Consider the following 12,336-nt stretch of genomic DNA (forward strand, 5'->3'; position numbering starts at 1 on the left):
TCCTTACCAGAACAGTGCGACAAACAGAATGACCACAGAGACAACTGCTGTCACTGCCCAGAGCCCTTTAATGACCGGCTCTGGCCCCATTTTTTCGCCTTTTACAATGATGTTCGCTGCTTTTGGCGCCAGTTCAAACCAGGTTTTGGTATGAAGCAGCGCGGCGGCGAGCACAATCAGGTTCAGTACTACGATGATTGGGTTTTGCAGGAAGCCCACAAAACTGGCCCAGGCTTCCGGGCCGTGCTTGAGGGCATACACCCCGTACATCAGTTCGAGGCTGAACCAGACCGCGGGAACTGCCGTGCCTTCACGCAGCATATAGAAGCGATAAAACGGCAGTTTTTTCCACCAGGTGGACGGCATTGGTCGCACGTAGGCTTTGCGTTTAGTCGTCATCATGCACTCCTTAGCGTGGTTTCAGGGTAGCGATAAGAAAGTCTTTCGAGCTTTCCACCTTACCCTGCTGAATGGCGGCGGCCGGGTCGACATGCTTCGGACAGACTTCGGAGCAGTAACCGACAAACGTGCAGGTCCAGACCCCGTTCTGGCTGTTCAACTGGGCCATACGTTCTTTTTTGCCGTGGTCGCGGCTGTCTTCGTTATAGCGGTGCGCCAGGGTAATGGCGGCCGGGCCGATAAACTCAGGGTTCAGGCCAAACTGTGGACAGGCGGCGTAGCACAGGCCGCAGTTGATGCAGCCGGAGAACTGATGGTATTTCGCCATCTGCGCGGGCGTCTGAGTGTTTGGCCCCTGATCCGGTGTGCGCGGGTTGCCGATGATGTACGGCTTAATCGCTTCGAGGCTTTCGATAAAGTGGGTCATGTCGACCACCAGATCGCGCTCAATCGGGAAATTGCCCAGCGCTTCAACCTTGATGCCTTTGGTGTAATCACGCAGGAAGGTTTTACACGCCAGCTTTGGCACCTTGTTGACCATCATGCCGCAGGAGCCGCAAATTGCCATGCGGCAGGACCAGCGGTAGCTCAGGTCTGGGGCCAGGTTATCTTTGATATAGCCGAGCGCATCCAGCAGGGAGGTTTGCTCGTCGTAAGGGACTTCATAGAAAGCGCTATGCGGCGCGGCGTCCACTTCCGGATTGTAGCGCACCACTTCAACTTTCAGTTTTTGCATCTCAGCCATTCGCCTTCTCCTTCTTATCGGCGGCTTCTGCTTCTGCACCGTACACGCGTTTCGCCGGTGGCAGCGTGGTGATTTTCACGTCGCTGTAGTCCAGACGGGTGGTGCCATCCGCATCGCGCCAGGCGAGAGTGTGTTTAAGGAAATTGACGTCGTCACGTTCAGTGCAGCCCTCATCCAGACGCTGGTGCGCGCCGCGGGACTCTTTACGCGCCAGGGCGGAATGGGCCATACATTCTGCGACGTTCAGGCCGTGGCCCAGTTCAATGGTATAAAGCAGATCGGTATTGAAGACGCTGGAAGTGTCGGTGATACGCACGCGCTTGAAGCGCTCCTGCAACTCCGCCAGCTTATCGACGGTTTTCTGCATCAGCTCTGGCGTACGGTAGATCCCGCAGCCTTCTTCCATCGACAGCCCCATTTCGTCGCGGATCTTCGACCAGTTTTCGTTACCTTCCTGGTTCACCAGGTCTTTCAGGCGTTTTTCGACGTCTGCAACCTGCGCATCCAGCGCCGCGCTGTTAGCTTCACCTGCCGTTGCGGCACGCTCCACCGCACGTTCGCCCGCCATGCGACCAAAGACCACCAGCTCAGCCAGCGAGTTCGAGCCCAGACGGTTTGCGCCGTGCAGACCGACGGAGGAACACTCGCCCACCGCAAACAGCCCTTTGATGCGGGTTTCGCACTGCTGATCGGTTTCGATGCCGCCCATGGTGTAGTGCGCGGTTGGACGCACCGGGATCGGTTCTTTCACCGGATCGACGCCCACATACGCTTTCGCCAGCTCGCAGATAAACGGCAGACGCTCCAGCAGTTTCTTCTCGCCGAGATGACGCAGGTCGAGATGCACCACGTCGCCGCGCGGCGTTGAGATGGTGTTGCCTTTGCGCCACTCGTGCCAGAAAGCCTGAGAGACTTTGTCGCGAGGGCCGAGTTCCATGTATTTGTTTTTCGGCTCGCCAAGTGGGGTTTCCGGACCCATGCCGTAATCCTGCAAATAGCGATAGCCGTTTTTGTTGACCAGAATTCCGCCTTCGCCGCGGCAGCCTTCCGTCATCAGTATGCCGGAGCCCGGCAGGCCGGTTGGGTGATACTGGACGAACTCCATATCACGCAGCGGGACGCCGTGGCTGAGCGCCATGCCCATACCGTCACCGGTGACGATGCCGCCGTTGGTGTTGTAGCGGTATACGCGGCCCGCGCCGCCCGTTGCCATCACCACCGCATTAGCGCGGATCTGGACAAGCGTGCCTTCCATCATGTTCATCGCCACCAGTCCGCGCGCATGACCGTCGTCGACCAGAATGTCGAGAACGAAATGTTCGTCAAAGCGCTGGATTTGTGGGAACTGGAGGGAGGTCTGGAACAGGCTGTGCAGCATGTGGAAGCCGGTCTTATCGGCGGCAAACCAGGTGCGTTCGATCTTCATGCCACCGAAGCGGCGGACGTTGACGCTCCCGTCCGGACGGCGGCTCCACGGGCATCCCCACTGTTCCAGCTGGGTCATCTCCGTTGGGCAATGGTGCACGAAGTAATCAACGACATCCTGTTCGCAAAGCCAGTCGCCCCCTGCAACCGTGTCGTGGAAATGGTATTCGAAGCTGTCATGATCCTGCGCGACGGCAGCGGATCCTCCTTCTGCGGCTACCGTGTGGCTGCGCATCGGATAGACTTTTGAAATCAATGCGATTTTAGCGTTCGGATTGGCTTGTGCCGCAGCAATTGCAGCGCGTAATCCAGCCCCGCCAGCGCCTATTACGGCAAGATCGGCTTGAAAAGTTTGCACGACATTCCTCCAGATTTTTGTTTTCCCGCAACGCGATGAGCTAAAGGACGTTCACCTGCCCGAACGGGCGATTGCGGAAGCGATTCCACTGCTCCTTTATGGGTAAAACAGTATAACCGCGTAGAAGGGAGGGAAATTTGACGTGTTCGATTTTTTTGCTGTTCTGTGCGGTGATTTATCATTGTGATTAATGAATGGCGTCACAGTATTTCTCTGTGCAATGAAAAGGGACTTTTACTGTGCAAAATTTGTCTCTGCCCCGGCTTACGAGTAGACTTCGTGCCCTTGTCTGAAAACGGAGAAATAACTCATGAGCGAAACGGCCACCTGGCAGCCGAGCGCATCCATTCCAAACCTGCTAAAGCGCGCAGCAATTATGGCGGAGATCCGCCGTTTCTTTGCCGACCGCGGCGTCCTGGAGGTGGAAACGCCGTGCATGAGTCAGGCGACGGTCACGGATATTCATCTGGTCCCGTTTGAAACCCGTTTTGTTGGCCCAGGCCACTCTCAGGGCATGAATCTGTATCTGATGACCAGCCCGGAATACCATATGAAGCGTCTGCTGGCGGCCGGGTGTGGTCCGGTCTATCAGCTGTGCCGTAGCTTCCGTAATGAAGAGATGGGCCGACACCATAATCCGGAATTCACCATGCTGGAGTGGTACCGCCCGCACTACGACATGTATCGTCTGATGAACGAAGTCGACGATCTGCTGCAACAGGTGCTGGATTGCGCGGAAGCTGAAACGCTCTCCTATCAGCAGGCCTTCCAGCGCCATCTGGAAATCGATCCGCTGTCGGCTGATAAAACACAGCTGCGTGAAGTGGCGGCAAAACTGGATCTGAGCAATGTGGCGGATAACGAAGAGGACCGCGACACGCTGTTGCAACTGCTGTTCACCTTTGGCGTTGAACCGCAAATTGGTAAAGATCGCCCGACGTTTGTCTATCACTTCCCGGCCAGCCAGGCCTCGCTGGCGCAGATCAGCACCGAAGATCACCGCGTGGCGGAACGGTTTGAGGTGTACTTCAAAGGCATTGAGCTGGCGAACGGTTTCCACGAGCTGACCGACGCGCGCGAACAGCAGCAGCGTTTCGAGCAGGATAACCGCAAGCGCAACGCGCGCGGTCTGCCGCAGCAGCCGATTGACACCAACCTGCTGGAAGCGCTTAAGGCCGGTTTACCGGACTGCTCCGGCGTGGCGCTGGGTGTGGATCGTCTGGTCATGCTGGCGCTGGGTGCCGAGCAACTGGGCGATGTGATTGCCTTTACGGTCGATCGCGCCTGAAAAAATGCCGGGTGGCGCTGTCGCTTACCCGGCCTACTCGGTCATTTAACTCTGCCACATTAAAAACTGCTCTTTTCGCTATGCACGGGTCTTTTTCTTAAATTGACTCGGATAGCCACAATATTTGTCTGGTCATCTGCTACCATCCGCGCAGTTTAATTCCGTTTCGGATGGTTATATGTCTCACTCACTCAAAAAAATGACCCTTACCGGGCTCATTCTGATGATTTTTACGTCAGTCTTTGGCTTTGCCAATAGCCCGTCCGCGTTTTATCTGATGGGCTACAGCGCGACGCCGTTTTATATCGTTTCCGCTCTGTTCTTCTTTATCCCGTTTGCGCTGATGATGGCGGAGATGGGCTCGGCGTACCGGAAAGAAGAGGGTGGCATCTATTCGTGGATGAACAACAGCGTCGGCCCCCGTTACGCGTTTATCGGTACGTTCATGTGGTTTTCATCCTACGTCGTCTGGATGGTCAGCACGGCGGCCAAGGTCTGGGTGCCGTTCTCAACGTTTCTCTTCGGTGCGGATAAAACGCAGGTCTGGTCTCTGGCGGGGCTGAGCTCCACGCAGGTGGTCGGTATTCTGGCGGTGTGCTGGATGGTGGTGGTCACGCTGGTGGCCTCGAAAGGCATCAACAAAATTGCCCGTATCACTGCCGTTGGCGGTATTTCCGTGATGTGCCTGAACCTGGTGCTGCTGCTGGTCAGCATCGCCATTCTGTGCCTGAACGGCGGGCATTTCGCACAGGAAGTCAACTTCGTTTCATCGCCTAATCCGGGTTACCAGTCCGGACTGGCCATGCTCTCCTTCGTGGTGTTTGCCATCTTTGCTTACGGTGGAATTGAAGCCGTGGGCGGCCTGGTCGACAAAACCGAAAATCCGGAAAAGAACTTCGCCAAAGGCATTATCTTTGCCGCCATCGTCATATCCATTGGCTACTCACTGGCGATTTTCCTCTGGGGCGTCAGCACCAACTGGCAGCAGGTACTGAGCAATAACACTACCAACCTCGGCAACATTACCTACGTGTTGATGAAAAGCCTGGGGGTGACGCTGGGCAACGCCATGGATCTCGCGCCGGAAACGTCGGCCACCCTGGGGATCTGGTTTGCGCGGATTACCGGTTTGTCGATGTTCCTCGCCTATACTGGCGCGTTCTTCACGCTGATCTACTCGCCGCTGAAAGCGATTATTCAGGGGACGCCAAAGGCGCTGTGGCCTGCACGTATGACTCAGCTGAACGCTGCCGGTATGCCTGCCAACGCGATGTGGATGCAGTGCATGCTGGTGTGCGTGTTCATTCTGCTGGTGTCCTTCGGCGGTGATACCGCGTCGGCGTTCTATAACAAGCTGACCCTGATGGCAAACGTATCGATGACGCTTCCGTATCTGTTCCTGACCCTGGCGTTCCCGTTCTTTAAGGCGAAGCAGGATCTGGAACGACCGTTTGTGATCTTCAAAACCCGTGCGGCGACGCTGCTGGCGACCACTGTTGTGGTGCTGGTCGTCGCGTTCGCCAACATTTTTACCGTCATTCAGCCCGTTGTTGAGGCAAATGACTGGAACAGCACGCTGTGGATGGTTGGCGGACCGATCTTCTTCTCGCTGCTGGCAATGGGGATTTATGAGCATTACCGTCGTCGCTCGACGGCCTGTGTAGCAGAAGTGGCATAAAGGATTGACCCCCTCCCGATGGGGAGGGGGAAAGGATTACAAACTTCCCGCCGGGCGCGTACGCGCCGCTGACGTCAACGTTCTTCCCGTCTTACGTCCGTCCAGCGTTTCCAGACGCATCTGGAACGGTGGGAACGGCATATCAATTCCGTGCTCGCGGAAGCCAGCCAGAATCAGCTGGTGGATCTCATGGCGCAGCGGCATACGGTGTCCCATCTCGGCGGCGTAGATACGCAGCTCGAAAATCTGGATCCCCTGCTGCAAATCAACCAGGAAGACTTCCGGCGGTGGGTTGTCGATTACCAGCGAACAGCGTTCAGCAGCCGTATACAGGATCTGCGTCACCTCTTCGCTGTTGGCATCCGACGGAGCGGGTACGGTCAGCACCACACGCGTGACGGAGTCGGACAGCGACCAGTTGATAAACTGCTCGGTGATAAATGCCTTGTTCGGGACGATGATCTCTTTACGGTCCCAGTCGCTGATGGTGGTGGCACGGGTGTTGATCCTGGTGACGCTGCCGGTGAGATCGCGGATGGTCACCGTATCACCAATTCGAATCGGCTTTTCAAACAGAATGATCAGACCAGAAACGAAGTTGGCAAAAATCTCCTGTAAACCAAAGCCCAGGCCTACGGTCAGGGCGGCAACCAGCCATTGCAGTTTTGACCATTCGATACCAATCATCGAGAAGCCGACCAGCCCACCAAACAGCATGATTAAATACTTGGTGATGGTGGTGATGGCATAGCCTGTGCCTGGGGTTAAATCCAGATGCTGCAACAGCGCCAGCTCCAGCAAGGCAGGGAAGTTACGTATCAGCTGGGTGGTGATGATCAGCACCAGAATCGCAATCAGCACGGCCCCTAAGGTGATGGGCTCCAGGCTTTCGACTCCCTGCACCGTGGATGTCACATCCCATAAAGAGATGTTCTCCAGGAAGCCAAACGCGGAGTGGATTTCTGACCACAGGTAGATCACCGACAGCAGGGCAACCAGCATCAGAATTGAGCGTACCAGCCGCAGGGACTGGGTACTTATCGCATCCAGATCCAGTTCGACGTCATCAGCGTCTGTAGTCCCTTCGGTGCTGTTGACGTGGTTTGGCTCTTCCTCACCCCGCGCGCGCTGGGCCAGAATTTCTGCGCGACGATGTTTAGCACGGTCAAACGCCAGACGACGACGCTGGATCAGCATGCCGCGGCGGATAACATGGTAGACCACCAGCAGCAGGAACCAGATGGCCACCGACGTTTCCAGTCGGGCGAGCAGCGCCTGCGACGTGGCGAGATAACCGACCGCTGCCGCCAGCATCGCCGCCAGCGGCGCGCTGAGCAGCAGGTTCCACAGCAGACGGTTTAACATGTTATCGCCGCTGCCGGTCTTGTCGAGATAGAGCGGGATCCCGGCGCGTTTCAGGCTGAGCGTCACTACCGCTAACGCCCCGCAGATCAGCATAAAGCACAGCCGTCCCAGCGAGCCGGAGAACTCCCGGTCATTGAGATTATCGAACATGATCAACGCCATAATCAGCGGCACAATCAGCCCGATACTCATCAGGTAGTAACGCATCGCCCGCGCAACGCGATTACGCGGCCAGCCAAAGTGAGCGATGAACAGACCATTTGGCCGCGCAAACGTGGCGCAAATCATCACCACCCACAGCAGCGGGACGGTGGCGGTCACGCCATCGCCAATCGCGACGGCAAGCGGGTAGGGCCAGGCTTCACGCAGTCCGTATCCGAGCGTCATCCACAGCACCGGCAGCGGAGACGCGACCAGAATTGACCAGAACACCGTACGCAACGTCAGCCAGAAGTGATCCTGCGTTACTTTTCCCACTCGGGCGCTGGAGCGCTCAAGGAAACGGGTAAAGTGACGACGGGAATAAATACTGAAGCCCACCAGAATCAGCGCCCCCAGCAACGGGAAGATAGTCTCCTTACTGGTTATCATCATTACGCTGGCGAGGCCCAGCTGGCTAAAGGTGTCCAGCGAAATGAGGCGGCGCAGATCCTGCACGATCTCAATCGGCCAGGCGAAGGTCATCGGCCGCACGTCGGACGTCCAGAAAAGGTAACGGTGCGTGGCTTCGTTGACCTCTTTCAGCGCATCCTCCAGCTGGCTATTCGAGACTTTCAGCTTGGTCAGCTCAAGGATCAGCGTATCGCCCCCCTGCAACAGGGAATTGAGCAGTTCGCGTTGGGTGCGCAGCTGCGCTTCCAGAATACGACTTTGCTCGCCGGTGAGCGGCTGTCCGTCAGCCTGACGGATCTGGCGGATTTGCGGCTGCTTGTTGAGGAGATCTTCATAATGAAGACGCTGAACACGCAGCTGCGCCATCTCCGTATCAAGCTGCTGTGGTTTTGGCATCTCTGGCAGACGGGCCACCTGCGCGCGTAACGCTTCGCCCAACAGGTTAGACGAGCCAAGCCACTGGGACTGTTCACGCAGCGTGTTGAGTGCCTGACGAACCTGAAGGGTTTGATTGGTAGCCTGACGCTGCTGCGAGGCCACCAAATCCATGCGCTGCGCCTGCTGATTCAGCGCAGCAGAAAGCTCGCGGTTAACCTTAAACTGGGCGACGATGCTGTCGGGCAGGTTAGCGCTGTTTTCGGCCAGTAACTCTGTGCTTTCCAGAGCACGTTCAGCTTCACGCTGACGCTGGCTGTTGAGTTGATTTCTCAGCGCCTGGAGATACGCATCCAGCTGCTGGCTCTGCTTCTGCGCCAGCTCGGAACGCATCCGCGACAGCTCCTGGCGGTTGTTAGCGGAAAGCTGCGCCAGCTCCAGTTCATCAACCAGGGCTTTTAGTCTGGCGGATTCCGCCTGCAACCCAAGATTTTGCGCCTGATTCTGCGGTGTGCTGCCTGTCTGCGTCCCGATGCGGCGTTCCACCTCATTTAACTGACGGCGGGCATCGGTTTGCTGCTGTGGAAGCTGACTGAGGGAATCGGCAATTTCACGCGCCCGTTCCTGCTCCTGCTGCGCCAGACGGCTTTTTTCCAGCAGCTGGCTGCTGACTTGCAGGATCTCCTGATTCAGCGCCTCGGACGTCATCCCCGCGGGGACCTGGCGTGGTTCATCGCGCAGGTTGTTTAGCTGCGAGCGCAGGGTCTGAGAGAGTTTGGGGAAATTGTCGATAACCTGTTGATACTGCTGCGCGCGCTCAAGGGAACCCTTTCGTTCCTCAAGCGCGTTCAGTGCAGACTGGAGTGACTCAACGGTCTCCGGCTGAGCGGGTTTTGCCGCTTTTGCCTGCTCCAGCTCCTGGGTTATCTGTTTGGCGTCGGGGGCCGTCGCTGCGTACGCCCCCATGCTGAGGCACCAGGCCATCAGTAATACGATAATCGGGCGCACGTCAGCGATCCTTCTGTTGTTAGCCTTCGTCTTTTTTGTCGTCAACCAGCGGGCTGGCGTCGTGCTCGGCTTTGATCTCATCTTCCGGCAACGGGGCTGGCGCAACGTCTGGTGTTGCAAAGACCTCCGTCGATACTGCCAGAGGCTGGCCGAGTTTGGTCACGGACAGGCTTTCCAGCTCGTCGACCAGGTTAACTTTGCCCGGAGCGAACAGGTTGATGACCGTTGAGCCCAGCTTGAAGCGGCCCATTTCCTGACCTTTCAGCAGGGCCACAGAACCTTCTTCTTCGCCGGCAGGCCAGGTCCAGCGCTTGATCACGCCTTCGCGTGGCGGAGTAATGGTGCCCGCCCAGACGGTTTCGATGCTGCCTACAATGGTAGCACCCACCAGAATCTGCGCCATTGGGCCAAATTCAGTATCAAACAGGCAGATGACGCGCTCGTTACGGGCAAACAGGTTAGGAACGTTTTGCGCCGTCAGGTGATTGACGGAGAACAGATCCCCCGGCACGTAGATCATCTCGCGCAGAATACCGTTACACGGCATATGCACGCGGTGGTAATCGCGCGGGGAGAGATAGGTGGTCGCGAAAGTCCCGTTACGGAACAGATCGGCCATTATGTAGTTACCGGCCAGCAGCGCTTCCAGGCTGTAGTTATGGCCTTTCGCCTGCAAAATTTTGTCGTTTTCAATTTTACCCAGCTGGCTGATCACGCCGTCCGCTGGCATCACCAGCACGTTCGGGTCGGTATTCAGCGGACGCACTTCGTCGCGCAGCGGACGCACAAAAAATTCGTTGAAGGTACGATAGCTTGCCGTATCCGGCTTCTGCGCTTCTTTCATGTCGACCTTGTAGTATTTCACGAACAGGTCGATGACCAGTTTGGTCAGCCAGCCCGCTCGTTTGCTCGCGCCCCAGCCCGCCAGGCGAGTGAGCCACAGTTTCGGCAGAATGTATTGAAGCGAAAGTTTAAATGAGTTTAACAAGGTAGCCTCCAGGCCATTGTTTTGTCGTTCCTGATCCGGCATTACGCTGCCGGAACCTGAAAAAAAGGGGACGATTTTAGCGACGCTTAGCTTAGTTGTCAGTTATCAGAATCAGAAAAGTTTTTACGCGTTTTTACCTGATCCATGCTTTCGAGAATGCGGTGGTAATTTTCGAAACGGGTTTCCGCAATTTCACCGTTCTCCACCGCTTCGCGGATGGCGCAGCCCGGATCGTTGTCATGTTTACAGTCGCGGTATTTGCAAGCGCCTAAATAGTCATGGAATTCGACAAATCCGTTAAAGATTTGTTCCGGCTCGAGGTGCCAGAGACCAAATTCACGCACGCCCGGGGAGTCAATCACATCGCCGCCGTGCGGGAAGTGATAGAGACGTGAGGCGGTGGTGGTGTGCTGGCCCAGCCCGGAGACGTCCGACACATCGTTGGTCAGGATCTCCTGCTGAAGGCCGAGCAAATTGTTAAGCAGACTGGATTTACCCACGCCGGACTGCCCTGCAAAGATGCTGATGCGGTCGGTTAGCGCATCTTCCAGCGGCTTCAGGCCGTCTTTGGTGCGGCTGGACACCATCAACACGCGATAGCCAATGTTGCGGTAAATATCCATCTGCTCATTGACAAAGGCCATGGCCTCGTCATCCAGCAGATCGATTTTATTCAGCACGATAAGCGGCTCAACCTGTAGCGTTTCGCAGGCCACCAGATAACGGTCAATAATGTTGAGTGAAAGCTCAGGCAAAATCGCCGAAACGATCACGATCTGGTTAATGTTGGCGGCAATGGGCTTCACGCCGTCGTAGAAATCCGGACGGGTCAGAACCGACGTGCGTTCATGCACGGCTTCAACGATGCCTTTAACCGTTACCCCTTCCGCCGCCTCCTTGCCCGGACGCCAGACCACGCGGTCACCGGTCACCAGGGAACGGATGGTGCGACGGATATTGCAACGGTGGATATCCCCGTCGGCAGATTCGACATCGGCGTGCATGCCGAAGCGGCTAATCACAACGCCTTCTGTCGCTTCGCCAAACAGGTTGTCGTCGTAATCGGGCTTCTCCGTAGTGGTTTTAAGACGGCGCTGGTGATTTGCATTCACGCGGCGCTGCTGCCCTTTGGAGAGTTTATTTTTACTCAATCGCGCTGGCTCCTGGTCGCCCGTAGCGGGCAAAACCTCTATGATACACTCTAATTAATACTAGTTAACCTGCTACTGCCGGTTATGCGAGAAGGGTGGAAAATAACATGAGCGCGGACGAAAACAACCTGATTTGGATCGATCTGGAGATGACCGGCCTTGATCCCGAGCGCGATCGCATTATTGAGATCGCCACACTGGTCACCGATGCCAACCTCAATATTCTGGCGGAAGGCCCAACGATTGCCGTGCACCAGTCCGATGACCAGCTTGCGCTGATGGATGAGTGGAACGTGCGTACCCATACCGGCAGCGGGCTGGTGGAACGCGTGAAGGCCAGCACCCTGGGCGACCGCGAAGCGGAGCTGGCGACGCTTGAATTTCTGAAGCAGTGGGTGCCGGCAGGAAAATCGCCTATCTGTGGCAACAGCATTGGTCAGGATCGTCGTTTCCTGTTTAAGTACATGCCGGAGCTGGAGTCCTACTTCCACTACCGCTATCTGGATGTGAGCACCCTGAAAGAGCTGGCCCGCCGCTGGAAACCGGAAATTCTCGACGGCTTCACAAAGCAGGGGACGCACCAGGCGATGGACGACATCCGTGAGTCTGTTGCGGAGCTGGCGTACTATCGCGAAAACTTTATTAAGCTCTGATTTTGCGATCCGGCGCCTTGCGTGGCCGGATTTTTGTCGCTAAATTGTTCAGCTTGCCGATTAAATAAGCACTTGAACTGAATTTCAAAAAAATCGCTTTGAGGGGGGTTGCAGCTAAACGGATTTCTCGTATAATGCGCCTCCCGTAACGACAGAGAATTACACGTTACGACAGCAACAAAAGCAGTACAGATTTGCGGGAATAGCTCAGTTGGTAGAGCACGACCTTGCCAAGGTCGGGGTCGCGAGTTCGAGTCTCGTTTCCCGCTCCAAAATTTGAAAAGTATCGCA

9 protein-coding genes and 1 tRNA gene are annotated in these 12,336 nt (G+C 56.3%); 4 read left to right on the forward strand and 6 right to left on the reverse strand.

What is annotated here, in order from left to right; all coding sequences use genetic code 11:
- Positions 1-3: 3 nt before the first annotated feature.
- From frdC to frdA, 3 genes are read right to left on the reverse strand one after another with little or no spacing between them, the layout of a single operon-like run.
- A complete protein-coding gene (gene frdC / locus SK53_RS14855; RefSeq protein WP_003855953.1) occupies positions 4-399 on the reverse strand; it encodes a fumarate reductase subunit FrdC in 396 nt (131 codons plus the stop codon).
- A 10-nt stretch (positions 400-409) separates the two neighbouring features.
- Positions 410-1,144 carry a succinate dehydrogenase/fumarate reductase iron-sulfur subunit gene (locus SK53_RS14860; RefSeq protein ID WP_003855955.1) on the reverse strand — a complete coding sequence of 245 codons (735 nt, stop codon included), beginning with the start codon at positions 1,142-1,144 and terminating at the stop codon, positions 410-412.
- Positions 1,137-2,927, reverse strand: a complete 1,791-nt coding sequence (frdA, locus tag SK53_RS14865) for a fumarate reductase (quinol) flavoprotein subunit (protein ID WP_048209720.1) — start codon at positions 2,925-2,927, stop codon at positions 1,137-1,139. Before frdA ends, SK53_RS14860 begins: the two co-directional genes overlap by 8 nt.
- 310 nt (positions 2,928-3,237) lie before the next feature.
- On the opposite strand from frdA, the gene epmA reads away from it, so the two are divergent.
- Complete coding sequence (epmA, locus tag SK53_RS14870) at positions 3,238-4,215, forward strand: elongation factor P--(R)-beta-lysine ligase (RefSeq protein ID WP_003855960.1); 978 nt, start codon at positions 3,238-3,240, stop codon at positions 4,213-4,215.
- A gap of 178 nt (positions 4,216-4,393) precedes the next feature.
- On the forward strand, positions 4,394-5,893 hold the full coding sequence (gene yjeM / locus SK53_RS14875) for a glutamate/gamma-aminobutyrate family transporter YjeM (protein ID WP_003855961.1): 1,500 nt from the start codon (positions 4,394-4,396) through the stop codon (positions 5,891-5,893).
- A gap of 36 nt (positions 5,894-5,929) precedes the next feature.
- Here yjeM and mscM read toward each other — a convergent pair whose 3' ends face one another.
- The 3 genes from mscM to rsgA all read right to left on the reverse strand — a co-directional run bounded on the left by mscM (position 5,930) and on the right by rsgA (position 11,392).
- Entirely contained in the window at positions 5,930-9,253 is a 3,324-nt protein-coding gene (mscM, locus tag SK53_RS14880; RefSeq protein WP_003855962.1) for a miniconductance mechanosensitive channel MscM, read from the reverse strand.
- Positions 9,254-9,272: 19 nt separating this feature from the next.
- Positions 9,273-10,241 (reverse strand): archaetidylserine decarboxylase, encoded by a 969-nt coding sequence (gene asd / locus SK53_RS14885; RefSeq protein WP_003855963.1) that lies wholly within the window; start codon positions 10,239-10,241, stop codon positions 9,273-9,275.
- Between the two features lie 98 nt (positions 10,242-10,339).
- Positions 10,340-11,392: a small ribosomal subunit biogenesis GTPase RsgA gene (rsgA, locus tag SK53_RS14890; protein ID WP_003855964.1), complete on the reverse strand. Its 1,053-nt coding sequence runs from the start codon at positions 11,390-11,392 to the stop codon at positions 10,340-10,342.
- A gap of 107 nt (positions 11,393-11,499) precedes the next feature.
- On the opposite strand from rsgA, the gene orn reads away from it, so the two are divergent.
- Together orn and SK53_RS14900 are read left to right on the forward strand one after the other, a co-directional pair.
- Positions 11,500-12,045, forward strand: coding sequence for an oligoribonuclease (orn, locus tag SK53_RS14895; RefSeq protein ID WP_003855965.1), 546 nt, complete (start codon positions 11,500-11,502; stop codon positions 12,043-12,045).
- Between the two features lie 196 nt (positions 12,046-12,241).
- Positions 12,242-12,317: transfer RNA gene (locus SK53_RS14900), tRNA-Gly, on the forward strand.
- Positions 12,318-12,336: the final 19 nt, after the last annotated feature.

This window comes from Enterobacter sp. MGH119, from assembly GCF_001037675.1.
Lineage (GTDB): Bacteria > Pseudomonadota > Gammaproteobacteria > Enterobacterales > Enterobacteriaceae > Enterobacter > Enterobacter hormaechei_C.